This window comes from Shimia sp. SK013 (assembly GCF_001292625.1).
In the GTDB taxonomy this organism is placed as follows: domain Bacteria; phylum Pseudomonadota; class Alphaproteobacteria; order Rhodobacterales; family Rhodobacteraceae; genus Shimia.
The window spans coordinates 56,369-80,229 of the sequence record NZ_LAJH01000014.1 but is presented as its reverse complement, the minus strand read 5'-3'; the positions used below and the strand labels follow the sequence as shown (position 1 = coordinate 80,229).

Sequence of the window (23,861 nt, the reverse complement as noted above, 5' to 3'; positions counted from 1 at the left end):
GGCGACGGGCAGAATGGACGGGCAGAATGGGCGGGAAGGTTGGCCAATCAGTTGCGCATCAAGCCTGCGAACAGGCGACCGAAAAGGCCGGGGCGACGTTCATTGTCCGCTGTGTCCACGGAGGCCACAGGGGTCAGAGCCTGCTGCTCGGCGGTGACACCTTCGGTGGAAAATTGCAGCCGGTGCAATTCAGCGTAGACGCCGCCGCGGGCGAGCAATTCTTTGTGTGGGCCTTGGTCCACCACTTCGCCTTTGTCCATGACCACAATTTTGTCGGCCTCGCGCACGGTTGATAGGCGGTGGGCAATGACCAATGTGGTGCGGCCTTTGGACAGCCGATCCAAAGCCTTTTGCACAACCGTTTCGGATTTGGTGTCCAGCGCGGACGTCGCCTCGTCCAGCAACAGGATCGGTGTGTCGCGCAACAGTGCGCGGGCGATCACGACGCGTTGGCGTTGGCCGCCAGACAGGTTTGATCCGCGCGGGCCGACTTCGGTGTCCAGACCGTTGGCCAGCTTGGGTAGGAAGTCAGAGACATGCGCCGCATCGAGCACTGTTTTCAGATTCTCATCCGAGACATCCTCGCGTCCGAGCAGAATGTTTTCGCGCACGGTTTCGTCAAACAGCAGCGCCTCTTGGGAGACCACAGAGAACATATTGCGCAGGCCGTGCAGTGTGAGGTCGCGGTTGTTCACACCTTGGATAGTGATTTTGCCGGATTGCGGATCCACAAGGCGCGTGAGCACGTTGAAGATTGTGGATTTACCGGCGCCGGATGCGCCGACGATTGCCGTGGTCTTGCCAGCTTCGGCGGTGAAGCTCGTGCCCTGAAGCACAGGTGTTCCGCCGTAGGCCAATTTGATGTCTGAGAGCGTGATTTCCGGCACGCCTTCCGGCGTGGGTTTGGGTTTGGCCGGGTCAGCGATTGTCGGCTTAAGGTCCATCAATTCCTTGAGGCGTTCGATTGCGGCGGCAGCGACCTGCCAGAGGCCGGTGACGCCTGCAAGCCGGCGCAGCGGTTCAAACATCATGCCGACAGCGGTGAAGAAGGCCATAAACTCGCCAACAGTCTTCTCGCCAGACACGATTTCGGATCCGCCATACAACAGCACGCAGAACACGCCGAGGCCGGCGGTGAAATCAACCATGCCCGAAATCGAGGAGGTGCCTGCGGTGGCTTTGATCTGCGCTTTGACCAGAGCTTTGGTGTCGCGCCGGAACCGATCCGATTGGTATTTTTCAAGACGGTTGAGCTTGGTTGGCACGATGCCGTGGAAGATTTCATCCAAACGGGTGGAGATATCTGCGCCAAGGTCGCGGGCCTCGCGCGCACGGCGGCGCACGAAACGTTGTGCGCCCAACGCGGGCAACACCAGAAGCGGCATACCGACGAAGGCCACCAGCGTCCAGAGCCAGTCGATGCTGACCGCGACACCGATCAGAGACAAGAGCGCGATCACGTCACGGCCCGCACCGGTGATGAAGGCGGCCCAGACGCCATTGATGGATTGCACGTCAGCTTGCACACGCTGGATCAGGTGGCCGGGGGGGTGGGTTTGGTGAAAAGCGTTGTCCTGCACCATGAGGTTGCTCACCAATCCGATGCGCAGGTCGGCACCGGATTTTTGCGACACAAAGGCCAGCAGGATCTTGTGCAGCACGCTGGTCACGCCACGCAGCACAAAGATGCCGCCAAAAATCAGGCTGACCGACAAAAGCGCGCCCGTGTCGCCGCTGGCGAAAGCGGTGTCAAACATCGGCTTCATCATGTAGCTAAAGGCGCCCAGAGAGCCGCCTTCGAGGGCCATGAGAATTGCCGCGGCAAGCAGGAACCACTTGTATTTTTTGAGGTATCCGGTCCAAAGCCAGCGCATAAGCGGCCAGGCTTTGGTCTCAGGGAGGGCCTGTTGCGTGTCCACAGTCGGGGCCTTTGATAGTGTCCGTTGATGCCCGTTTATCGTGCAGGCGGCTATGAGGCCAGAACAAAGTCATGGTGTGCGGATTGACGCCGCTGCCTTTGGGCGTAGTGTCGGCCTGCTACGGATCAGGAGACTTTCACAATGACGCTTGCCAACGGTCAGACGTATCTTGCCATTCCCGGACCATCGGTGATGCCGGAGGCGGTGTTGCGCGCCATGCATCGCAGCGCACCCAACATCTATGAGGGCGAGCTGATCGACATGACGTATGGGCTGTTGCCGGACCTTAAGATGGTGGCGGGCACGGCGCACAATGTGGCGATCTACCTTGGCAATGGGCATGCGAGCTGGGAGGCGGCATTGGCCAACGTGATTGCGCCCGGCGACAAAGTTTTGGTGCCAGCCGCCGGTCGGTTCGGCCACGGCTGGGGCGAAATGGCGACAGGTCTGGGCGCGGATACGGAAGTGATCGATTTTGGCCGCAGCAGCCCGATTGATCCGGCACGGGTTGCGGAGCGTTTGGCGGCGGACAAGGACCACAGCATCAAAGCAGTGTTGGCAGTACATGTGGACACGTCAAGTTCCGCTAAATCCGACATTGCGGCTTTGCGGGCGGCGATGGACGCGGTGGGGCATCCGGCTTTGTTGATGGTGGACTGTATTGCATCGCTGGGCTGTGACCGGTTCGAGATGGACGCTTGGGGCGTCGATGTGATGGTGGCGGCCAGCCAAAAAGGGTTGATGGTACCGCCGGGCATGGCCTTTGTGTTTTTCAACGAAAAAGCGGCGGGCGTGCGCTCGGAAATGGCGCGGGTAAGTCGGTATTGGGACTGGCAGCCGCGCGCAAATCCGGAGCTTTATTACGAGCTGTTTTGCGGCACTGCTCCGACGCATCACCTTTATGGGCTGAGGGTGGCGCTTGATATGATCAAGGCCGAAGGTCTTGAGGCGGTCTGGGCGCGGCATGAGACATTGGCGCGGATGATCTGGGCTGCAGGAGGCGCGTGGGGCGCGGGTGGGCCGTTCGCGTTGAACATGCCCGACGTAGCGGCGCGCAGTCACGCAGTCACAGCGCTGCAGATTGGCAAGGAAAACGGCACGCGGTTGCGGCGTTGGTGTCAGGATCAGGCGGGGCTTACGCTGGGCATTGGCCTTGGCATGAGCACTGAGGAGGATCCAAAGGGTGACGGGTTCTTCCGGTTTGGCCATATGGGTCATGTGAACGCGCAGATGATCCTGGGGCTGTTGGCGACGGTGCAGACCGGAATGCGTTTCCTCGACATTCCGCACGGCGCGGGCGCATTGGAAGCGGCGGCGGATGTGATTGCGGCCGGCTAGCGGCGGGCGAGGCGACTGATGCCTTGGTTCAGGAGCCAGCCTGTCAACAGCACCCAGCCAAAGCCGAAGAAGGCCCAAATGGCAGCGAAAATCCACAAGAGGTTGACCAGCCCCAACACAAGGCAGGTGGTGGTGTAGTTTTCGACGGGTCGGACCGGTCTGGCCATGGCGCACTCCTTGGTGAGGAGTGTAGCGTGGAAACCAGATCGCGCGATGCCACAATTTTGTGAGGGGTTGCTCTCGCGTGTTTGCATCCCAAGGTTGGGGGCGGTTTAGTCCAGCTCTGCCAGAACCTCTTCTAATGCCTCATCAAACAGCGCCAGCGCGTCGGCCGGGCCGCAGCTGAGCCGGATGCAGCGGTTTTGCGGCGCCACAAAGGGCATGCGCACAAAGACGCCCCGCGCCACCAGACCGTCGAGAATAGCTTTGGCATATGTGCCGTCGCGCCCGCAGTCGATGGCGACAAAGTTGGTGGCCGATGGCAGCGCCTTGAGGCCGTACTTCTCGGAAATGCTCGCGATGGTATCGCGTGCCTCGGCCACTTTGGCTTGTGTTTGCGCCAACCAGTCGGCGTCTTGCAGCGCCGCCAAGGCACCCGCTTGTGCGGCGCGGTTCAGGCCGAAGTGGTTGCGGATTTTCTCAAAGGCGCGGATGAAATGTGCCTCGCCGAGCGCATAACCTATGCGCGCGCCGGCCATGCCGTAGCCCTTGGAAAACGTCCGCATGCGGATCACGCGGTCGTCGTTTATGTCAACCGGCGCAGCGGTGCCCTCTGGGGCGAGCTCAATATAAGCCTCGTCAATCAACAGCACGCATCCCTCGGGGATGTTGTCCAGCTGCGCGACGATGTCGGCGCCGGTGGCCCAGCTGCCCATCGGGTTGTCGGGGTTGGCGTAGTACACCAGTTTGGCGTCGACCTCGGCGGCTTTGGCCAAGAGAGCTGGAAGGTCTTCGGCATCATCACGATAGGGCACAGTGTGCAGCGTGCCGCCAAAACCGGCGACGTGATAGTTGAATGTCGGATAGGCGCCTTGTGAGGTCACGACCGTGTCCCCGGCTTCGACCAAAAGGCGCACGAGATAGCCAAGCAGCCCATCGATGCCTTCGCCCACCACGATGTTTTGCGGTGTGACGTCGTGAAACTCGGCGAGTGCGTGGCGCAGGTCGTAGCTTTCGGGATCCGCATACATCCAGATATCGGAGGCCGCTTTCGTCATCGCCTCAATCGCCTTGGGCGAAGGACCAAATATGTTTTCATTTGCACCCAGACGGGCAGCAAAGGGGCGCGACATCGCGCGTTCCTGCGCCTCGGGGCCAACAAAGGGCACCGTGGCGGGCAGGGACAGGGCGAGTTTTGTGTATCGAGGTGTGCTCATGACCGTTAAGTGCCGCAACGGCGGGCGTCGGGCAAGATAAAATGCCCTCACGTCAGGGTGGATTTCCTTGAAGCGGTGGCGAGAGTAGGCTGCAACAAACCTGATCTTAGGAGGAGGCTGCCCATGGCCCGCGTATCAATCGAAGTCGAAAACCACATCGCTCGTGTCACCCTGACCCGTGCCGACAAGATGAACGCGCTGGACCCGGCGATGTTGGAGGCGATTGCCGAAGCGGGCGAAAGCCTGATGGAACGTGACGATGTGCGCGTTGTGGTATTGTCGGGCGAAGGCGCATCGTTCTGTGCCGGTCTGGACGTGATGAGCTTTGGCGCGATGGCGGGTGGTAGTCCTGATGATCTGCTGATGCCGCGCACCTATGGCAACGCGAACCTGTTCCAGCAGGTGCCACTGGTGTGGCGCAAGTTGCCGATGCCGGTGATTTGTGCGCTTCAGGGGGTGGCTTATGGCGGGGGCTTTCAGATCGCGCTGGGCGCGGATGTGCGGTTCGCGGCACCGGGCACCAAGTTTTCGATCATGGAAATGAAATGGGGCATCGTGCCGGACATGGGCGGCATGGCCTTGTTGCCGCATCTGGCGCGGTCCGATGTGATCCGCCGCCTCACGTATACAGCGCAGTCGTTTGTGGCTGAACAGGCGCTGGAATGGGGGCTGGTGAGCGAGATCGTGGACGATCCGCTGGCGGCGGCCATGGAGTTGGCTGAAGAGATCGCGGGCAAGAGCCCGACAGCCATTCGCGCGGCCAAGGCGTTGATCGGATTTGCCGAGGACAACATGGACGATCCCGACGCTGTTTTGCTGGAGGAAAGCCGTTTGCAAGCGACCCTGATTGGCAAGGCGCATCAGATGGAAGTCATTGCGGCCAATATGCAAAAGCGTCCGGCCAAGTTTGACTGAAGACACTCAAAGAAAAGCGCACCAAGCGTCATATGGGCGTGGGTGCGGGTCATAAGCCGAGGCCGTCAGCAGAAATGCGACGGCCTTTTTCCTTTGAGAGGTAGCGCTGTGCCAATCCATCAGGAGCGGCGGGCTTGGCTGGGTTACTTCATGAAGTTCAAATAAGCTTCACGTTCGATGTTGTAGGCCAACTCCAGTTTGGTGATCTCCGTCACCAGTGATCGTTTCGCTTCGGGGTTGATTTCCTGTGCGAGGCGGCTGCGGGCGGCTTCGATTTGCTCTTTGAGCGGTGCCGGTGATTTGGGCACACCCAAGCCAGCCTTAATGGTTTGGCTGACCGACGCGCCGCCGCCTGGGATTATGTGTGTTCTCCGCAACGGTTTGCCCGCGCCGGAGAGGTTATTAAGCTGACCCTCAGCTTGCGCTTTGAGGATCTGCCGTTCGATGAGTGCGTTCATGGAGATTGTCATGTCAGTGAGTTAGGTGTGAAACGCGTGGGTTTCAAAGGTCTTAGCACCCGTTCGGCAAGAACTTGCACAGGCGTTTGGCGAGACCCAAAAGCCGGTTCATCCAAGCGGATTGGTGAACGGTTTTTGATGGCGCCGTCCGGTGGAAAGACCGCGGATTTCGGGGTTTTGAGACACAAGAGAGGGGAATTGCGTGTTGCGACCAGCGCAATTAATTAACTGAAAAGTTACCAATTTTCGCAAAAATAATTGCCTGCCCATTTTGTATGTCTGGAAATTTTAGAATTGCGGCCACAACCGACCACAGCAGCCGAGTTCTGTCGTGGCGCTACAACTGTGACATTGTGCCCTTGATCCGAAAACCGCCGATGACGGGCGCAAATTTGCTGAACATATTTACGTGCCTAGCAGGGCGTGTGGCGTGCGCAGAAAGGTTCAAAGTCGTGTGGGATTTTGACGTATTGTCGGTGTGATAGGCGAACCTTACTTCAAAAAAATCCGGCAGGCTTTGCACTCGACGTTGTATTCCAATGCATGCAACGAAATGCCCGCCATCGACGCCTTCCTCTCTACAGGATCAAGGATTTTTAAGCGCCTCACGGGGGCCGTCCAAGCGTTTCCTGAAGCAGAGTTTGCCGGATCTGGCGTTCGGTGAGTGCGTTAAACGAATGTGCCAAACCAAGCGCTATGGTTTGGCACGTTTTTTTGCTTAGGCGGGCCTAGTCCAGCTCGGCGAGTTTGTTCAAAGCGGCCTGAATTTTGGCCTCTTCTTCTTCGCGAGCGGCGAGGTTTGCGCGGGCTTCGGCAACCACTTCATCCGGCGCGGAGGCGACGAATTTCGGGTTATTGAGGCGGCCACGCAGACCACCAAGTTCCTTGGCCAGTTTGCCCAAGCCTTTCTCAAGGCGCGCTTTCTCGGCATCGATGTCGATGATGTCGGCCAGTGGCAGACCCAAGGTGGCGCCGTCCACGGCGACTGTGGCGGTGCCTTTGGGGAAGGCGTCGACCTCGGTCATGGACACCACGCGGGCGATCTTGAAGATGAGCGCTTCGTTGCTCTTAAGCGCCGCGCGGTTTTGGTCGGTAATCTGGCTGACCACTACGTCGATTTTGGCGCCCGCGTTGACGCCCATCTGGGCACGCACCGAGCGGATCTGATCGATCACAGAGATCACCCAGTTCATTTCGCGGTCGGCATCGGCATTGACGAAATCCGCCGCGGTGTAGGTCGGCCAATCGGCGTGCACCAGCATCTTTTCACGGTCGCCCAACTCGCCCCAAAGCTCTTCGGTGATGAAGGGCATGATGGGGTGCAGCATGATCAGGCACTGATCAATCACCCAGCGCATGGTGGCCTTGGTTTCGGCCACAGCTGCGGCGTCTTCCGCGCCAAACAACGGCTTGGAGAATTCCACGTACCAGTCGCAGACCTTGCCCCAGACAAAGGCGTAAAGCCCGTTGGCGGCGTCGTTGAAGCGGAAGCTTTCGAGTGCGGCGTCGACCTCTTCGCGGACTTTGGCGGTTTCGCCGATGATCCAGAGGTTGGCGGTTTGTGTCAGTTGCTCGCCGGACCACGCGGTCACGTTGTCTTCAAACACGCCGTTCATTTCGGCAAAACGCGCGGCGTTCCAGAGCTTGGTGCCAAAGTTGCGGTAGCCCGCGATGCGCTGCATGTCGAGTTTCAACACGCCACCCAAAGCCGCCATAGCCGCCGAGGAGAAGCGCAGCGCGTCGGCGCCGTATTCGTCGATGATTTCCAGCGGGTCCATGACGTTGCCGGTGGATTTGGACATCTTCTTGCCCTTGGCGTCGCGCACGAGGCCATGCAGGTAGACGGTGTCGAACGGGATCTGATCAACCACGGCAAGCTGCATCATCATCATGCGGGCGACCCAGAAGAACAGGATGTCCTGCCCGGTGACGAGTGTCGAGGTTGGGAAGTATTTTTGCATCTCGGCGGTGTCTTCTGGCCAGCCCAGGGTGCCAATGGGCCAGAGGCCGGAAGAGAACCAAGTGTCGAGGACGTCGGGGTCGCGGTTCAGGTTAATCGGATCTGACTTGTAGGCTGCGAAGATAATCGCATTCGTTTCAGCATCCCGCTGGCCGTATGTTTCTTCAGAGTCGTGGTATAAGCTCTGATAGTGAGCACGCGCCATTTCGACCGCTTCTGCGTCAGTGGAGGCGCAGAACGCAGTTTCGTCCGGCCCGTACCAAACCGGAATCTGATGCCCCCACCAGAGCTGGCGCGAGATGCACCACGGCTCGATGTTTTCAAGCCAGTGGTAATAGGTTTTCTCGCCCGACTCCGGCAGGATTTTCACGGTGCCGTCGCGCACAGCGTCCAGCGCGGGGCCGACAATCTTGTCGGTTTCCACAAACCACTGATCCGTCAGCATCGGCTCGATCACCACTTTGGAACGGTCACCAAAGGGCTGCATGACGGGTTTGTTTTCCACGTAAGGCACGGTCTGTGTGACCTCGGACGTGTTGCCGTCCTCATCCTTGACCGTGGTGGTCTCGGTGGTCATCACCGCGAGGCCTTCGTCGGTGATTTGCTGAACCACCAGTTTGCGCGCCTCAAAGCGGTCCAGACCACGGATGTCGTCGGGCACGAGGTTCACGGCGTCAGCTTCTTGAACGCTCAGCGTCTTCTCACCCTTGGCCACAGCCATGGCGATGGTCGCAGCAGCATCATAGCTGTCGCCATCCGCACGCATTGCGCCTTTGGTGTCCATCAGGCGATACATCGGGATGCCGCCGCGTTTGGCGACTTGGTAGTCGTTGAAGTCATGCGCGCCGGTGATCTTCACAGCGCCGGAGCCGAAGTCTTTGTCCGGATAGTCGTCGGTAATGATCGGGATCAGGCGGCGGTGTTCTTTGGGGCCAACCGGAATTTCGACCAGTTTGCCTACGATGGGCACGTAACGTTCGTCCGAGGGGTGCACAGCCACCGCGCCGTCGCCCAACATGGTCTCGGGGCGCGTGGTGGCGATGGAGATATAGTCGCGCTCTTCCTCAAGCGTGACGTTGCCGTCTTCGTCTTTCTCGACATAAGTATAGGTCGCGCCGCCAGCGAGCGGGTATTTGAAATGCCACATGTGGCCCGCGACTTCGATGTTTTCGACTTCGAGGTCGGAGATTGCGGTTTCAAAATGCGGGTCCCAATTCACGAGGCGTTTGCCGCGATAGATGAGGCCTTTGTTGTACATCTCGACAAAGACCTTGAGCACGGCGTCGTGGAAGTTGCCGCCAGCCACGTCAGCAGGCGCGCCGGGCGCGCCGGACATGGTGAAGGCTTCGCGGTCCCAATCACATGACGCGCCAAGGCGCTTGAGCTGGTTGATGATGGTGCCGCCGGACTCGGCTTTCCAGTCCCAGACTTTTTCAAGGAATTTTTCGCGGCCCAATTCGGCACGGGAAGGCTGTTGGGTCTCGGCCAGCTTGCGCTCGACAACCATCTGGGTGGCGATCCCCGCGTGGTCGGTGCCCGGCTGCCAGAGGGTGTCAAATCCCTGCATGCGTTTCCAGCGCATCAGAATGTCCTGAAGCGTGTTGTTAAACGCGTGACCGATGTGCAGAACGCCAGTGACGTTTGGCGGCGGGATCATGATGCAATAGGTGGACGCACCTGGTTTGGCATTCGCGCCTGCGGTGAAGCAGCCTGCTTTTTCCCAAGCGTCATAAAGCCGGCCTTCGGCCTCGGCTGCGTTGAAGGTTTTTTCCATCGCCATCGGTCTTGATCCCTTTATCCGGTCGCGCCTGTCTCTAGCGAAAGCAGAGCCAAAGGGGAAGCGCGAAGGGCGGGGTTTGAGAGCAAGATTGCTGAAGTGACGCTTTCGCAGGGAAGATAGGTGGAAATTGGCTGGTCACCGGAGCCCGCCAAGGCGGTAGGGGGATGTTAACCCTACTGTGAGATAAGGGGCTTGCGGAAGACTGGGGAGTCTAAGCAAAACCAAAGTGCCGTCCGATCCTGAAATATGGATCAGGCGGCATTTCTTGTTTGTGGCCTTATGCCGCCCGCGCGGCGGCGGTGGCAGGGTCCGTGAGTGGCGCGCGGGTGCCCGATTGGATCACGTCCGGATCATAGGCTTGCCTGTCGAAAACTTCGCGCACCATCGGGGCGAAAAATTCTATCGGCAAGGTCGCGTAGTCCGGATCGAAACTGGCCTGATCCCAGCGTTCACAGAAGACTTCGTTGTCGGCGAAATAGGGATGGCCGCGGTGGCGGTCGCGCTTGTTTTGGTCAAAGCCGTCAAGGTGTTGACCGTAGTAGACCATCTGAAAGTCGCCGTGGGTTTGCACAACCCAAGTGCATTGCTCGCGCACAAAAGGTTTGAGGATCGTGGCGGCATATTCGTCGTGATTGTAGGGCGCATAGATGTCGCCGATGTCGTGCAGCAAGGCCGCAACCACCCAATCGATGTCGGCGCCGTCATTCCAAGCCCGTGTGGCGGATTGCAGCGAATGGCCCAAGCGGGTGATCTGATAGCCCGTGAGGCTTTCGTCCAGATCCACCAGTGCCTTGAGCAGGCGGTCCGCGGTGTGTTTTGTGTGGTCGATTTCCAGCGCATTGAGGAATTCGTATTCGTCTTTGGTGCCGTCTTTCATCTGGGTGAAGTCGACGTGGTCCATTTTTGGCGTGTCCGTCATCCGTAAAGCCTTTTTGTATCTTTGCTGCCTTTCATCAGGGCGGCTGCCTGAGCTTTCCTGATTTCCTCGTAGAGGTCCAGTGTGGCCGGCGCAAAAAGGTCTTTGGGCGGCGCTAGGTGGATGAAGTTGCCGATGCGATCAACGCCGCGCACCAGCATGGCATAGTCTTTGTCAGCCACTTCCTGCGCGATTTCGGGTTTGATGTAGCGGATGACAAAGCCGATGCGGCGGTCGTCAGACTGATTTGGGCCGGAGCCGTGGATTGTCAGGCCGTGGTGCAGGGACATCTGCCCAGCCTGCAGTTCAATCGCGGTTTTGTCTTCGGGGGCGATGTCCACGACGACTTCTTGACCGCGCGACAACAAATTGTCTTCGCCGTGGGTGTCGGCATGCGGCAGGATCGGGTTCTTGTGACTGGCGTGCACAAAATCCATACAGCCGGAGGCCGTTGTGGCGGGCGAAAGCGCGATCCAAGCTGTGACCAGACCGTCCACCGCATCCAACCCCCAATAGGTCAGGTCCTGATGCATCGACACAAACGACTTTGTCTGAGGTTCCTTGATGAAGAACTCGGCGCTCCAGACAAGGATATTGGGGCCGAGCACGCCTTCGACGATGTCCAACACGCGGGGGTCCGCCGCAAGGCGCGCGGCCATGGGCATGACCACGTGGGAATTTACCCGTTTGTAGCTGTTGATTGGCAGTGGCAGGCCAACGTCGAGCCAATCCTTTTCGATGGTTTCCAATTCGGCGCGCCACTCGGCGGCTTCCGCAGGTGACATCAGGTCAAGCGGGAAGAGATAGCCGTCGTCCCAGTATTGGGTCTGTTGGGTCTTGGATAGGTCAGATTGCAACATCGGAGGTGTCCTGTGAGGTTCGTGGTCCGACCTTAAAGTTAGGGGACGCGATCGCAGCATGATGGTTCTGGACGAGCAGGCTAAGTTTTACTTATGCTGATGATATGACAAGTCGTGTTCCATCGCTGAACTGGCTGCGGGTATTTGAAGCTGCGGCGCGCACCGAAAGCTTTGCGCGGGCGGCGGAGCAGTTGCACATGTCACCAGCCGCAGTGAGTCAGCAGGTCAAAAGCCTTGAGGAGCGTCTTGGCGCGCCGTTGTTTGTGCGCAAAGCGCATGCTGTGACCCTGACCGAGGCCGGGCGGGCCTATCTGGCGCCGGTGCAACAATCGTTGATGACCTTGGAGGAGGCGACCGAGGGCTTGTTCGGCCGCACGCAAGAGCAGGCGCTGTATCTCAATTGCGTGTTGATTTTTGCCCATGGGATTTTGGCACAGGGGCTGGCGGAATTTGAGGCGGCGCATCCGGGGGTGTCGGTGGTGATGAGCACCGGCAATTCGGGGCGAGATTTCCAGCAGGGATTTAGCGATCTCCAGATTATTTTTGGCAATCCGCATGCGTATGGTGCGGAAAGTGACCGGATCATGGGGGAGTGGCTTTATCCCGTGGGACTGCCGGACGTTGCGGCACAGATCACACAGCCTGCGGATCTGTTGGACTGGCCCTTGATCGAAGTGGGCACGCACCGCAGCGGTTGGCGTCATGTTCTGGAAGAGGTCAAGGTCATGCCAGGCGCTGCGCGAATGGTGTTTGCTGACAGCACAGTGATGGCGATGGCGATGGCGCAGGCCGGGCGAGGGATTGCCTTGGCGCGGTCCCCCGCCAGCAATGACGGGATGACGGGCGCCGGACTGGTGCCGTGCCTTGAGGGTCTCAAGGTACGCGGCAGTCAGGCCTATCATCTGGTTTATGACGATCTGCGCGCGCTGCGTCCGCCCGCGCGGAGATTTCGTGATTGGATTTTGGGCTGGGTGGCCACGCAGGGATGGGACTAGGCGCGGGGACGGTCCAGTCGCGTTGAGAGGTGGATCAGGCTTTCCGAGCTTTTGACGCCCTGCGCTTCGCCGATGCGGTCAAGTGTGTCGTCCAGTTCCGAGGTGCTGTCAGCGGCGAGCTGCACAATCAGGTCCACACGACCGGAGCAGGTATGCACGGTTTCAACCGCCGGCAGCGATTTCAGCTTTTGCAGCACGGCAGGACCGGCGCGCACCTCGATGGACAAAAGCGCCGTAGCGCGAATGCGCGGGCGGGCGATGTCACCAAGGCGCAGCGTGTAAGCGGCAATGGCACCTGTGTTTTCCAGCCGGTCAAGACGGGCCTGCACAGTTGTGCGCGCCAAGTTGAGTTTGCGCGCCAAAGTGGCCACAGGCGCTCGGGCGTTTTCTGACAGCAGAGCAAGAAGTTTTTGGTCCGTTTCGTCAAGTTGCATGAGTATCTCGTCGATTCGTTTGCCTAGGTCCGCTATTTTATCCTTTTGACGCGTGAAATCGACGACAAAGCCGCTCAATCTTGCAAGAAAAAGCGAGAGGCAGGACATGCGCAATCAACCGGCTTTGTGGCCGTCACCGAATTGGCACTTGCCAAAGTTTCAACCGGACGCGCCGGTTTTGTATTTCGCGCCCGAGATTTTACAGGCCACGGCAAAGCGGTTCTTGAATGGGTTTGACGGGCTGGTGACCTATGCAGTGAAGGCCAATGATCACGAGGCGGTTCTGCACAATCTGGTGAATGCTGGCATTGTGGCGTTCGATGTGGCGTCTCCGTTGGAAATGGCGCGGGTGCGGCGGGCGATGGCGGATGCGGTGCTGCACTATCATAACCCCGTGCGATCACGTTCCGAGATTTCCGAAGCAGTGGGACATGGCATTGCCAGCTGGTCGGTGGATTGCCTTCGTGAGTTGGCAAAGCTGGCGGATGTGCCGCGTAGTGATACCGAGATTGCGGTGCGATTGCGACTGCCTGTGGCTGGTGCGGCCTATGATTTTGGCGAGAAGTTTGGCGCCGATCCGGCAGAAGCCGTTGAGCTTTTGAAGGCGGCACGTGAAATGGGGTTTGCGACGTCGATCACATTTCATCCCGGCACCCAGTGTGCCGACCCCGAAGCCTGGGCCGTTTATGTCGGTGTGGCCGCTGATGTGGCCCGTCAGGCCGGGGTGGCGTTAAAACGGCTGAACGTCGGCGGCGGGTTTGCGGCGCATCGCAGCGGCGCGGCACCGGATATAGACGCGATTTTTCAACGCATTGCGGACGAAGTGCGCGCAGTTTTTGACGAGGATGCGCCGGATTTGGTTTGTGAGCCAGGGCGCGCGATGGTGGCTGAAGCCTTTACGCTGGCGTTGCGCGTGAAGGCAGTAAGAGGGGAGGCGGTGTTCCTAAATGACGGCGCATATGGGGCATTGACCGAGTTGCGCGACATTGGCCTGCCGGATCGGGTGCAGGTGTTGCGATCAGACGGGGCAAATGTCGATGGAGATCTGGTGCCGCGCGTGGTGTTTGGGCCGACGTGTGACAGCCTTGATCGGTTGCCGGATTTGATGCCGTTGCCCGTCGGAATCGCAGAAGAAGACTACGTTTTGATCCGCGCGATGGGGGCGTATTCAGCGTCGATTTCGACCGGGTTTAACGGTTATGGTCGGCAAGAGATTGTAACTGTCGCGACGTTGTGAAGCGCAACACCACTGGACACCGCAAATGTGGGCGCTACTGTCCCCGTCGTCACACGTGCGCGGAGAGTCAGCCATGGAAAAATTCGGGAAAAGCCAACCGGTCAAACGGTTCGAAGACACACGGTTCCTGACCGGTGCAGGGCAATATGTGGATGACATTGCGCCGGAGGGGGCGTTGCACGCCTATTTTCTACGCTCGCCGGTGGCGCATGCAGAGATTACAGAACTGGATGTAAGCGACGCGCGCGAAGCAGACGGCGTGGCTGTGGTGCTGACGCAAGAGGATTTGCTGGCGGCCGGTATGGACGCAACGCTGGAAGGCACGCAGGTGCAAAACCGCGATGGGTCCAAAGGGGCAGGACCGGAGCGGCCTTTGCTGGCGACGGGGCGTGTGCGCTACGTCGGTGAGCCGCTGGCGGTGATCGTCGCAGAGACCATGGATCAGGCGCGTGACGCTGCCGAGATGATCATGTTTGATTATGACGATCTTGACGCACATATCGACTTGGCACGGGGCGGTGCGCAGTTGCATGGCGAAGCGCCGGAGAACCTCGCGTTTGACTGGGGTTTGGGCGATGAGGCGGCGACTGAGGCCGCGTTTCAGGCGGCCGCACATGTGGTGAGCCTTGAAGTCGGCGACAACCGTGTGATCGTGAATGCGATGGAGCCACGGGGCGCCTTTGCCGAATGGGGCGAGGATGGCCGTGTGCACGTGGCCATTAACGGTCAAGGCGTTTGGGGACCAAAGGCACAGATCGCCCGGATGCTTGCAATTGATCCGGAGCAGGTGAAGGTCACCAACCCCGACACGGGCGGCGGTTTTGGCATGAAAGCCATGATGTATAATGAGGCCGGCGTGATTGCGCATGCTGCCAAAGAAGCGGGTAAGCCGGTGCGCTGGATCGCGGATCGCACGGAATCGATGTTGTCGGACAACGCAGGGCGCGATCTGACATCGACGGTGGAAATGGCGTTTGACGCGGACCTGAAGGCGACAGCATATCGCGTGCTGAGCGTGGCCAACATGGGCGCCTATAACTCGCAGTTTGCCCAAGCCATTCAGACGCAGCTTTTCAGCCGCGTGTTGATGGGCGTGTATGATGTGCAGACCACGTGGCTGCAGGTGGACGGCGTCTATACCAACTCGACGCCGGTGGATGCTTATCGCGGGGCGGGGCGACCCGAGGCGATTTATGTGCTGGAACGTCTGATGGACCGGGCTGCGCGGGAATTGGGAGTTTCGGGCTCTGAGTTGCGACGACGCAATTTTATTCCCAAGGCGGCGTTCCCGTATAAAACCACAACGGATGAGACCTATGACGTGGGTGATTTTGATCGGGTGCTGGATCGGGCTGAGGCGTTTGCCGACCTGAGCGGGTTTGGTGCACGCAAGGCGGCGTCTGAGGCGGCGGGCAAGCTGCGCGGCGTCGGGTTGTGTTATTATATCGAGAGCATTTTGGGCGATCCGAGTGAAAGCGCGCGGGTGGAATTCAACGAGGATGGCACCGCGTCGATTTTTGTTGGTACACAGTCCAATGGGCAGGGCCATGAAACGGTTTATGCGCAATTCCTGAGCGATCAGACTGGCATTCCGGTGGACTTGATCGAAGTGGTGCAGGGCGACAGTGACCGCATCAAGCAGGGCGGTGGCACTGGCGGGTCGCGGTCTGTCACTGTGCAGAACACCGCGACGCTGGCGACGGTGTCCACGATGATCACGGCCTTCACACAATATTTGGCCGACAAGATGGGTGTGAATGAGGCCGACGTGTCGTTTGACGACGAACAGTTCCGCGCGGAGGGGTCGAACTTGCACCCAACCATGCTTGAAGCGGCAGAAATGGCGCGCGCGGACGGGCGCGATGATTTGCTGGTGCATGAAGAACGCACAACGCTGCCGGCGCGCAGTTTCCCCAACGGGGCGCATTTTGCGGAGGTAGAAATTGATCCCGAGACCGGTCAGGTCACGATGGATCGTTACAACGTCGTGGATGATTTCGGCAACCTTATCAATCCGATGCTTGCCGAGGGTCAGGTGCATGGCGGTGTCGCGCAGGGCGCAGGTCAGGCCTTGATGGAGCATGTGGTGTTTGACGAGGACGGTCAGTTGTTGACCGCAACCTTTATGGATTACGCGATGCCGCGCGCCAGCGATATGCCGATGATCGGCTTTACCACCGAGGCCGTGCCGTCGACGGCGAACATCATGGGCATGAAAGGCTGTGGCGAAGCGGGCACCGTGGGGGCAATGGCGGCTGTGGCCAACGCAGTACAGGATGCGCTTTGGGACCGCGGAGTGCGTCAGGCTGACATGCCGTTTACCCCGCTGCGGGTCTGGGAAATGCTGCGCGAAGCCGCGCCCGATGCTGCGTAAACGCTTTTGGAATTGGCTGCGCGGCGGACCCCGTGCAGACCATTCCAAAGTCACCGCGCGGCGCGGGGCGGTTACCCATGTTCTTATTCTGGACGGCACAATGTCGAGCCTGCGCGCTGGTGAGGAAACCAACGCGGGGCTGACATATCGTTTGTTGCAGGAGATGCGGCCTGACGTGTCGCTTTACTATGAGGCGGGCGTGCAATGGCCTGGCTGGCGGCAGACACTGGACGTGATGATGGGGCGTGGGATCAACCGGCAAATCCGGCGGGCTTATGGCTATCTGGCGAGCCGCTATCGTCCCGGTGATCGCATATTCCTGATGGGATATTCGCGTGGCGCTTTTGCCGTTCGGTCGTTGGCAGGTGTGATTGACCGCGTCGGCTTGTTGCGGGCGGAGTGCGCGACGGAGCGCAACATCCGCACCGCGTATCGCCACTATGAATTGACGCCGGACAGCGACGTGGTTGGTACCTTTGCCGAGGCGCATTGCCATGAAGACGTTGCGGTTGAGATGATCGGTGTCTGGGACACGGTCAAAGCGCTGGGCGCGCGATTGCCGCTTTTGTGGCGCCTTACGGAGAAGCGGCACGCGTTTCACAACCACCACCTGAGCCCCGTCGTGCGCCATGGATTTCAGGCGCTGGCGCTGGATGAAACGCGGTCGGTGTTCGCGCCGGAGATGTGGGAATGCCCCGACATGTGGGACGGGCGGGTGGAACAGGTCTGGTTTCGCGGCGCGCATGGCGACGTGGGCGGGCAGCTTCACGGGTTTGCGGCGGCCCGTCCCCTGGGGAATATCTCGCTTGTCTGGATGCTGGAGCGGCTGGAAAGCTGTGATGTGGCTTTGCCTGAAGGGTGGCAGGAGCGGATCGTGTGCGACGCAGAAGTGCCAATGTTGGGCACCTGGCGGCGTTGGGGTAAGTTTTTCTGGATCCGTAAACGCCGGATTGCCGGACGGGATCGCAGCGAAAGTTTACATGAAAGTGCGAAACCCTTTGTGGCGGCGGGCGATGTAAAAGCGCGGGTTGTGGGCGACTTGCGCTAAGACGGCGCGTTTGAGACACGCCCCAAGCGACTGACGACTAGTCTTTCCACTCGACAAATTCGTCCAGCTCGGCGCGATCGGTGCGGAACTGGTTTATGTTGGCCTGATCATCCGGATAGCCAAACGAAATAGCCGCCAGCACTTTGCGATCGTCGGGGATGGCGAATTGCGTGCGCACGGCGTCGGAGAACAGCGACAAAGCGGCCTGTGGCACGGTGCCGAGGCCTTGGGCCTGTGCCGACAGACAAAAGGCCGTGATAAAGCCGCCGCAATCGAGAACACCATAGGGTCCGAGTTCTTCGGGGCAGGTGATCACCGCCACATGGGGGGCGCCAAACAGGGTGTAGTTTTCCCGCATTTGCGCGGCACGCCCTTCGCGGTCTCTGCGACCAATGCCGACAGCCTCGTATAGCTGCATGCCGCAGGTGCGGCGCCTTTGCAGGTGGGCGCCTGTGTAGGTCGCGGGAAAGGGATAGTCGGGCGCTGGTTTACCATTATCAAAGGCGCTTGCCATCGTGTCGCGGAAGGCGTCGGTCTGCGCACCGGAGGCCACAATCACTTTCCACGGTTGGGCGTTGCACCAACTGGGCGCGCGGCCAGCGTCACGCAGAACTTGTTCGATCACATCTCGGGGGACCGGATCCTTGCGGAAGGCGCGACAGGAAAATCGGCTGTTGAGCAGCTCTTGGAGGGCGGAATGCGGGGTCATCGGGTCGTCCCAAGTCTTTTATTGGTTTTGGGCGATGATATAGCCAATTGCAGCGGCGGCAAGCAATCCGAGCGTGACAGCGATCGCAATCTTGATCGCGGAATAGGGTCTTTCGCCCTGAACACGTCCGGTTTGTCCATTGACCACAAAGCGATAGGTCTTGCCGCGGTATTTGTACGCTGCCATCCAAACCGGCAAAAGAATGTGCTTGAAAGTCACGTCATTCACGGCTGTGGAGATGTGGTGAATGCGCTGTCGGTCGCCGCCGATGTCAAAGGCCACGTCGCGACGGATCACGGCGTCCATATGGGCGCGGGCTTCGTCATAGCCGTCTTGAAGTTCGACGCTGTAGCCCTCGGCCTGAAACCCTGCGAGGAATTCAGGCGAGTAGGGTTCCAGCTTGGACAGGTCCCATGGTTGCAATGCGTCTGTGTAGCGTTTTGGAAGCGCACGGGAGGCCAGCACCAGCACGTCGTCAAACCAGCGTTTGACGCGGCCCGCGGCAGGACGCCAGCGGATTTTCTGTACTTGGCGCTGCTCGGGTTTGCCGTCACGCATCACGGTTTCGGTGACGTAATAGACAGTGCCACGCTCGCCCTGATAACGGGATTTGGTGTCTGCGTCATAGGTCCAGTAAGGCACGTAGACGCCGTTCATCTTGCGCCCTTTGCGGGCGTAGTCGGCCAGTCCGTTGGGCGCAAACCAGAGCTTGCCAAGCCATGTGTTCATGGCGTCATGGGCGGTGCGTTCCGCAAGCTGGAACGGCAGCACAGCGCGTGGTTTGATTTGGCGATGCGTGCCGGTGTCGACCACCACAGGCGTGGCGCAGAACGGGCATTCGGTGGCGTGGGTGTCGCCCTCAAACACCACATGCGCGGCGCAGTTCGGGCAGGAGCTGGCGCGGGTTTCGACCATCTCGGCGGCGGGCAGTTGTTCGGCCAGTGCCGCCTTGAAATCAAGCTCGGCAATCGCGGCGTCGCGGTCGCCTTGCTCCGTCGCTTCCTCATGGCCGCAATGATCGCAGACCAGCTTGGCCTGTTTGGGGGCAAAGCGATAGTCCGCACCGCAATTGGGACAGGGGAAGCGGGTGGTTTCTTGGGGTGCAGGGGGCGGTAAATCTGTCACTTTGTTGGCCTTAAGCCCCCGGAGGTGGTGGTGGTAGGATGGTAAAGAGTTGAGCGAGTTCTGCCACGTCTTCGGCGTGTTTCCAGCCGTCTTGGCCGGCGGTCCAGACAAGGGTTTCGCGGGTCAGTTCACCAGCCGCAGCCATGCGACCCAGAGCGGCCTTGGAGAACGGGCCTTTGGTGACCCCGTTCTCGGCGATGTGCCAGACGTGTTCAACCGGAGGCGGCGGGGGCGGTGCTGCGGCGGCTTGCGGTGCAGGAGCCGCGGCGGGGGCGGCGCCCCACGGGCCCACTTGGGGCTGTGCATTTTGCGCGGCCATCTGTTGCGCCATCGCCATGCCCATCCCCATGCCAAGGCCCGCACCCATGCCAGAGTTGGGCGTCTGCGCAGCGGCAGTCAAGGCTTCGGCTGCGGAAAACTGTGTGTAGGCGCCAAGGTCGCCGACGATGCCCATTGATGTGCGCTTGTCCATCGCGGCCTCAACCGCAGGCGGAAGCGAGATGTTTTCGATGTAAAGCTCGGGGATCGAGAGGCCGTATTCAGCCAATGTGCCTGAGATTTCAGCCGCAACCAGCTTGCCCAAATCGGCGGTGTTGGCGGCCATGTCCAACACTGGAATGCCCGAGGACGCAATCACACGGGAGAATTCTTGCACGATGATATTGCGGATCTGATAGCTGATCTCGTCCATGGTGAATTCGCCGTCGGTGCCGACGATTTCGGTCAGGAAGCGTGCAGGGTCGACAACACGGATCGCATAGGTGCCATAGGCGCGCAGGCGCACGGGACCAAATTCAGGGTCACGCGCCATGATCGGGTTTTTGGTGCCCCATTTCAGATCGGCAAAGCGCGTGGTGTTGACGTAGTAGATCTCGGATTTAAACGGGCTTTTGAAGCCGTGATCCCAGTGCTGCAACGTGGTCATTACCGGCATGTTGTTGGTTTCCAACATATAAAGACCGGGGGTGAACACGTCGGCGAGTTGGCCTTCGTGGACAAACACGGCAGCCTGACCTTCGCGGACCGTCAGCTTGGCACCGTATTTGATTTCGTGGCCTTCACGCTCGAACCGCCAGACCAGCGTGTCGCGGGTGTCGTCCACCCAGTGGATGACGTCGATGAATTCACCGGTGAGAAAGTCGAAGATACCCATGTGGCGGTTCCTTTCGAAGAAAAATCAGTAAACGCGGCCCGTCTGTTCACGGGCCAAGATGTAAATGATGGGGCGGGCTTCGTCCACGGTCATGCCCGCGGTGAGGCGGGGATCATAAAGCATGTTCAGAAGCATTTCGTCATGTGTGGTTAGCAGTGCAAATTCGTCGTCGTCGTTAAAAATCGACGGGCGGGCCTTCTGGTAATCGTTGGGCAGGCCGAGGCCTTGGGCGATTTCTTCGTGCAGACAAGACTTGCGCAAAAGATCGGGTTGTTCGGCGCGGATGAGCGCCACGGCAGTGTCATAGTGATGCCCGGGCTCGGAGGTGGAGAAGGTGGTTACGAAACACAAAAAGTCGCGCGGGATGTTCAGGAACAGATTGCGAGTCGACGGAGACGCGTTGGGCAGAAGGGCGTCGATGCGGGCGGCCAGCGTTTCGCGGTCATCCTGGCCCATCACCAGCACTTGAAAATTCGCCCGCGTCGCGTTTTGCGAAATTCTGTGGCCGGTTGCCGTCGCAAGACGCGGCACCAGCGCGTCCAGCGCAGCGCGGTCCTTGGCAATCATGTCCGCAGTTGCCGACGGACCAAATTCGAGGCTGATGCGCACAGGGCGGTTCCACCGGCGCAGATCTGAGGCCTGCCCCTTTTGGCTGATGCCGCTGTTGCGCGCGTATTCCTCAAAAAAGGCGATGTTTTCAAAATTGCGCCCCAGCATGTCGGGCGTAAAAGGCGTGTCCGGTCCGCCGCCATCAACCCGCAGCAAGCCGCGCGCCTGATGATCCTGTTGCAGATGCACATAGTAGTTGCGCAGGGATTGGCTGGCTTCGGAGACTGTTGGTTTGGCAGGGATTGTTTGCGCCGTGCCTGTGCCTCTGGCCGTGTCGATGGTGTCGCAGGCGGCCAGAGCGGCCGCCAACGACAGGGTCAAAGCTATGCGACGGGCTGCCTTCACGCGCCGGGCACGGCGGTCGCGGCAGAGTCGCCCAGACCAGTTTTGCGGGCCTTTGCCGAGGCCAGCGTGTCGCGCAGTTCGGCTTCCATCTTTTTCATGTCCTCTTCGGCGGCGGCGCGTTTGGCTTTGCCGTCGTCCGCGATTTGAAGCGACTCGTTGATGGTGGCGATCAGGTCGGCGTTGGCCTGTTTCACGGCTTCGATGTCAAACACACCGCGTTCCATTTCCTCGCGCACAACCTTGTTGGTTTCACGCAAGTTCTTGGCATTGGCAGTCAACAGCTCGTTGGTCAAATCGTTGGCGTCGCGCACGGCGGCCGCCGCTTCGGCCGAACGCTGAATGGTCACAGCCTGCGCCAGCTGGGTTTCCCAAAGCGGCACGGTGTTGACCAGCGTCGAGTTGATCTTGGTGACCAGCGACTTGTCATTTTCCTGCACGAGGCGAATGGACGGCAGCGATTGCATGGTGACCTGACGGGTCAGTTTGAGGTCGTGCACGCGGCGTTCCAGATCGTCACGCGCAGCGCGCAGATCCCGCAGTTCCTGCGCCTTCATGACCTGAGCGTTTTCATCCGCAGCCTGCACTTCGGCTTCTTTGGCTGGAATGGTTTCGGTATCAAGCTCGGCGATTTTTGCCTCACCCGCAGCGATATAGAGCGCCAGTTCGTCATAAAACGCGAGGGTTTTGTCATAGAGCACATCGAGCGACTTGATGTCTTTGAGCAGCGTGTGTTCGTGGCCCAGCAGATTGTCGGTGACCTTGTCGATCTGATCCTGCACTTCCTCAAAACGAGCGGTGAACTGGGCAAACGGCGCGGCGCGGCCCAGCAGTTTTTCCCAGAACGAGCGCTTGCGGCGCACGTCGAGTTCGGAGACCGAGAAGCCACGGATCGTGGTGACGATGTCGCGCAGGCTGTCACCGGCGGGACCGACGTCCTTGTTCCGCACATCCTGCAGCATGGCTTGTGAAATGGTTTGCAATTCCGACTGCGCGGCGGAGCCAAATGACACAATCGAGTTGGTGTTGGACATGTCCAGCTCGGCCATGCGCTTGGTGATCTCGGCAGAGACCGGCGCGTCCGCTTCGGCCAAAGGCACAATTGCAGTGGCTTCGGTTGGCTCGGGCAGGATCACGGCGGAAACCTGTTCGACTTCGGCCAGCGCGGCCTCGGCTTTTTGGCGGGTGGTGTCAGACATAGTGGTCCCTCTCCTATGGAGTTTTGACGTCAGTTGTGGTGCACGCCTTCGCGGGCAAGCCGCTCGCGCAGCACGTCGATTTCAATGTTCAGATCGCCCTTGTCATCCAGAAGCAGCTTTTGGTTGCGGGCGGCAAAATTTTCCTCGAGATCATCCAGCAGGGCTTCGTATTCGATGCGGGCCTCGGGATTGCGGGTGCGGCTGTAAAGATCGGCAAACTTGACCGTCGCGTCTTTGGCGCCCAGCAAATAGACGCCCAGATAGCGTCGTGCCGACGACAAGTCGCGGGGGTCGTTTTCCACCGTGCGAAACAAGGCGCGGGCGGCTTGTTGGAACTGCGCAACGCGGCCTTCTAGTGCGCGGTCGCCGGAGCGTTTGATAGCGTCTTCCATGGCGCGAAGGTGCTCTTCGGCATCTTCTACGGCGCGGGCGACGCGGTCGGTTTGATGAAGGTTCACACCTTCCATGCCCTTGTCGCGCAGCGGGTCAGGGCCAAAGGCAAAAAGATGTAAGCAAAACCCGACAACGGCAAAGATCGCCGCCTCGACCAGCCCGTGACCGGCGAAGCCAGCCAGTGCGAGGCCGCCACCGGTCAACACTGCGCCCAGAATTTTTCGGGGCAGGGCCGGGCGCCGGGCAACTTTGCGGGCGTCATAGGCGTCGTGCGCTTCTTGGCCGGAGCGCGTCAGCCATGCGGCCAGCAACAGAACACCCAAAGCGCTGAGGTATTGCGCCATGACGACAGGCTCAGACGTGAACGCCTTCCAGATCAGCGGCAGTGGCGCGATAAACAGCAGGTTTACCCGTCCCCCGGCCCTAGAGCGGCGCGCGTTCTGAAAGGCTTCCGCCTGTGGGGTTGATCCCCCAGTTTGCCCATCGGGGCTGTATTTTCCACCAAATTTCTGAGCCATCATGCGCCTCCGGTGACCGTCACATAGAGGATCAGGATGACAAGAAGAACAAAGGATAATTTTTGCAATCCGGTTTCAGACATGACTGTTTCGACCCTCTTAACCCACTTTGAAATCTAGGAACTCTGCCGCACCGTGGCTAGGGGGAAGATTCCTGACCGCGCCGCAGGACGGGCTGGCACTTGCTGGCCTGCCCGCCTGAG

At 59.7% G+C, this 23,861-nt stretch carries 20 protein-coding genes; 6 read left to right on the top strand and 14 right to left on the bottom strand.

The window, feature by feature from the left end; all coding sequences use genetic code 11:
- Positions 1-47 precede the first annotated feature (47 nt).
- On the bottom strand, positions 48-1,874 hold the full coding sequence (locus SHIM_RS13915) for an ABC transporter ATP-binding protein (RefSeq protein ID WP_054003284.1): 1,827 nt from the start codon (positions 1,872-1,874) through the stop codon (positions 48-50).
- Between the two features lie 186 nt (positions 1,875-2,060).
- Between SHIM_RS13915 and SHIM_RS13910 the strand changes: the two genes are divergently transcribed.
- Entirely contained in the window at positions 2,061-3,257 is a 1,197-nt protein-coding gene (locus SHIM_RS13910) for a pyridoxal-phosphate-dependent aminotransferase family protein (protein ID WP_054003283.1), read from the top strand.
- Here SHIM_RS13910 and SHIM_RS20420 read toward each other — a convergent pair.
- Positions 3,254-3,424, bottom strand: a complete 171-nt coding sequence (locus SHIM_RS20420) for a hypothetical protein (RefSeq protein WP_193749930.1) — start codon at positions 3,422-3,424, stop codon at positions 3,254-3,256. The two genes, SHIM_RS13910 and SHIM_RS20420, sit on opposite strands and share 4 nt — an antisense overlap.
- 105 nt (positions 3,425-3,529) lie before the next feature.
- Positions 3,530-4,633: a pyridoxal phosphate-dependent aminotransferase gene (locus tag SHIM_RS13905; protein ID WP_054003282.1), complete on the bottom strand. Its 1,104-nt coding sequence runs from the start codon at positions 4,631-4,633 to the stop codon at positions 3,530-3,532.
- A gap of 123 nt (positions 4,634-4,756) precedes the next feature.
- Between SHIM_RS13905 and SHIM_RS13900 the strand changes: the two genes are divergently transcribed.
- The gene (locus SHIM_RS13900) at positions 4,757-5,548 is read left to right on the top strand and encodes a crotonase/enoyl-CoA hydratase family protein (protein ID WP_054003281.1); all 792 of its coding nucleotides are present in this window, start codon (positions 4,757-4,759) and stop codon (positions 5,546-5,548) included.
- Positions 5,549-5,691: 143 nt separating this feature from the next.
- Here SHIM_RS13900 and SHIM_RS13895 read toward each other — a convergent pair whose 3' ends face one another.
- The 4 genes from SHIM_RS13895 to SHIM_RS13875 all read right to left on the bottom strand — a co-directional run bounded on the left by SHIM_RS13895 (position 5,692) and on the right by SHIM_RS13875 (position 11,522).
- The gene (locus SHIM_RS13895; RefSeq protein ID WP_054003280.1) at positions 5,692-6,018 is read right to left on the bottom strand and encodes a DnaJ family domain-containing protein; all 327 of its coding nucleotides are present in this window, start codon (positions 6,016-6,018) and stop codon (positions 5,692-5,694) included.
- A 716-nt stretch (positions 6,019-6,734) separates the two neighbouring features.
- Positions 6,735-9,746 (bottom strand): valine--tRNA ligase, encoded by a 3,012-nt coding sequence (locus SHIM_RS13885; protein WP_054003278.1) that lies wholly within the window; start codon positions 9,744-9,746, stop codon positions 6,735-6,737.
- 277 nt (positions 9,747-10,023) lie between these two features.
- Positions 10,024-10,647 (bottom strand): HD domain-containing protein, encoded by a 624-nt coding sequence (locus SHIM_RS13880; RefSeq protein WP_054003406.1) that lies wholly within the window; start codon positions 10,645-10,647, stop codon positions 10,024-10,026.
- 14 nt (positions 10,648-10,661) lie between these two features.
- A complete protein-coding gene (locus tag SHIM_RS13875; protein ID WP_054003277.1) occupies positions 10,662-11,522 on the bottom strand; it encodes a phytanoyl-CoA dioxygenase family protein in 861 nt (286 codons plus the stop codon).
- A 104-nt stretch (positions 11,523-11,626) separates the two neighbouring features.
- Here SHIM_RS13875 and SHIM_RS13870 point away from each other — a divergent pair, with 104 nt between their 5' ends.
- Positions 11,627-12,517: a LysR family transcriptional regulator gene (locus SHIM_RS13870; RefSeq protein WP_054003276.1), complete on the top strand. Its 891-nt coding sequence runs from the start codon at positions 11,627-11,629 to the stop codon at positions 12,515-12,517.
- Here the strand turns inward: SHIM_RS13870 and SHIM_RS13865 are convergent.
- Positions 12,514-12,951, bottom strand: a complete 438-nt coding sequence (locus tag SHIM_RS13865; protein ID WP_054003405.1) for an Lrp/AsnC family transcriptional regulator — start codon at positions 12,949-12,951, stop codon at positions 12,514-12,516. The genes SHIM_RS13870 and SHIM_RS13865 overlap by 4 nt on opposite strands.
- 106 nt (positions 12,952-13,057) lie before the next feature.
- Between SHIM_RS13865 and SHIM_RS13860 the strand changes: the two genes are divergently transcribed.
- The 3 genes from SHIM_RS13860 (at position 13,058) to SHIM_RS13850 (ending at position 17,610) form a co-directional block, all read left to right on the top strand.
- Complete coding sequence (locus tag SHIM_RS13860; RefSeq protein WP_054003275.1) at positions 13,058-14,188, top strand: type III PLP-dependent enzyme; 1,131 nt, start codon at positions 13,058-13,060, stop codon at positions 14,186-14,188.
- A gap of 73 nt (positions 14,189-14,261) precedes the next feature.
- Entirely contained in the window at positions 14,262-16,562 is a 2,301-nt protein-coding gene (locus SHIM_RS13855; protein ID WP_054003274.1) for a xanthine dehydrogenase family protein molybdopterin-binding subunit, read from the top strand.
- Complete coding sequence (locus SHIM_RS13850; RefSeq protein ID WP_054003273.1) at positions 16,552-17,610, top strand: DUF2235 domain-containing protein; 1,059 nt, start codon at positions 16,552-16,554, stop codon at positions 17,608-17,610. Before SHIM_RS13855 ends, SHIM_RS13850 begins: the two co-directional genes overlap by 11 nt.
- Before the next feature lie 37 nt (positions 17,611-17,647).
- On the opposite strand, the gene SHIM_RS13845 is transcribed toward SHIM_RS13850, so the two are convergent.
- The 6 genes from SHIM_RS13845 to SHIM_RS13820 are packed head-to-tail and all read right to left on the bottom strand — an operon-like array spanning position 17,648 to position 23,658.
- Positions 17,648-18,319, bottom strand: a complete 672-nt coding sequence (locus SHIM_RS13845; protein WP_054003272.1) for a nitroreductase — start codon at positions 18,317-18,319, stop codon at positions 17,648-17,650.
- Between the two features lie 18 nt (positions 18,320-18,337).
- Positions 18,338-19,444 (bottom strand): TFIIB-type zinc finger domain-containing protein, encoded by a 1,107-nt coding sequence (locus tag SHIM_RS13840; RefSeq protein WP_054003271.1) that lies wholly within the window; start codon positions 19,442-19,444, stop codon positions 18,338-18,340.
- 10 nt (positions 19,445-19,454) lie between these two features.
- Positions 19,455-20,597: an SPFH domain-containing protein gene (locus SHIM_RS13835; protein WP_054003270.1), complete on the bottom strand. Its 1,143-nt coding sequence runs from the start codon at positions 20,595-20,597 to the stop codon at positions 19,455-19,457.
- A gap of 24 nt (positions 20,598-20,621) precedes the next feature.
- On the bottom strand, positions 20,622-21,551 hold the full coding sequence (locus SHIM_RS13830; RefSeq protein WP_054003269.1) for a DUF2927 domain-containing protein: 930 nt from the start codon (positions 21,549-21,551) through the stop codon (positions 20,622-20,624).
- The gene (locus SHIM_RS13825; RefSeq protein WP_054003268.1) at positions 21,548-22,747 is read right to left on the bottom strand and encodes a toxic anion resistance protein; all 1,200 of its coding nucleotides are present in this window, start codon (positions 22,745-22,747) and stop codon (positions 21,548-21,550) included. Before SHIM_RS13825 ends, SHIM_RS13830 begins: the two co-directional genes overlap by 4 nt.
- A 29-nt stretch (positions 22,748-22,776) precedes the next feature.
- Positions 22,777-23,658 (bottom strand): 5-bromo-4-chloroindolyl phosphate hydrolysis family protein, encoded by an 882-nt coding sequence (locus tag SHIM_RS13820; protein WP_054003404.1) that lies wholly within the window; start codon positions 23,656-23,658, stop codon positions 22,777-22,779.
- Between the last annotated feature and the right edge of the window lie 203 nt (positions 23,659-23,861).

Excerpts from the sequence above, each read along its gene's own strand:
- SHIM_RS13835 (WP_054003270.1), bottom strand. The coding sequence starts at position 20,597 with ATGGGTATCTTCGACTTTCTCACCGGTGAATTCATCGACGTCATCCAC.
- SHIM_RS13825 (WP_054003268.1), bottom strand. The coding sequence starts at position 22,747 with ATGTCTGACACCACCCGCCAAAAAGCCGAGGCCGCGCTGGCCGAAGTC.
- SHIM_RS13875 (WP_054003277.1), bottom strand. The coding sequence starts at position 11,522 with ATGTTGCAATCTGACCTATCCAAGACCCAACAGACCCAATACTGGGAC.
- SHIM_RS20420 (WP_193749930.1), bottom strand. The coding sequence starts at position 3,424 with ATGGCCAGACCGGTCCGACCCGTCGAAAACTACACCACCACCTGCCTT.
- SHIM_RS13915 (WP_054003284.1), bottom strand. The coding sequence starts at position 1,874 with ATGCGCTGGCTTTGGACCGGATACCTCAAAAAATACAAGTGGTTCCTG.
- SHIM_RS13900 (WP_054003281.1), top strand. The coding sequence starts at position 4,757 with ATGGCCCGCGTATCAATCGAAGTCGAAAACCACATCGCTCGTGTCACC.
- SHIM_RS13820 (WP_054003404.1), bottom strand. The coding sequence starts at position 23,658 with ATGGCTCAGAAATTTGGTGGAAAATACAGCCCCGATGGGCAAACTGGG.
- SHIM_RS13845 (WP_054003272.1), bottom strand. The coding sequence starts at position 18,319 with ATGACCCCGCATTCCGCCCTCCAAGAGCTGCTCAACAGCCGATTTTCC.
- SHIM_RS13880 (WP_054003406.1), bottom strand. The coding sequence starts at position 10,647 with ATGGACCACGTCGACTTCACCCAGATGAAAGACGGCACCAAAGACGAA.
- SHIM_RS13860 (WP_054003275.1), top strand. The coding sequence starts at position 13,058 with ATGCGCAATCAACCGGCTTTGTGGCCGTCACCGAATTGGCACTTGCCA.
- SHIM_RS13910 (WP_054003283.1), top strand. The coding sequence starts at position 2,061 with ATGACGCTTGCCAACGGTCAGACGTATCTTGCCATTCCCGGACCATCG.
- SHIM_RS13855 (WP_054003274.1), top strand. The coding sequence starts at position 14,262 with ATGGAAAAATTCGGGAAAAGCCAACCGGTCAAACGGTTCGAAGACACA.
- SHIM_RS13895 (WP_054003280.1), bottom strand. The coding sequence starts at position 6,018 with ATGACAATCTCCATGAACGCACTCATCGAACGGCAGATCCTCAAAGCG.
- SHIM_RS13905 (WP_054003282.1), bottom strand. The coding sequence starts at position 4,633 with ATGAGCACACCTCGATACACAAAACTCGCCCTGTCCCTGCCCGCCACG.
- SHIM_RS13885 (WP_054003278.1), bottom strand. The coding sequence starts at position 9,746 with ATGGCGATGGAAAAAACCTTCAACGCAGCCGAGGCCGAAGGCCGGCTT.
- SHIM_RS13870 (WP_054003276.1), top strand. The coding sequence starts at position 11,627 with ATGACAAGTCGTGTTCCATCGCTGAACTGGCTGCGGGTATTTGAAGCT.
- SHIM_RS13850 (WP_054003273.1), top strand. The coding sequence starts at position 16,552 with ATGCTGCGTAAACGCTTTTGGAATTGGCTGCGCGGCGGACCCCGTGCA.
- SHIM_RS13865 (WP_054003405.1), bottom strand. The coding sequence starts at position 12,951 with ATGCAACTTGACGAAACGGACCAAAAACTTCTTGCTCTGCTGTCAGAA.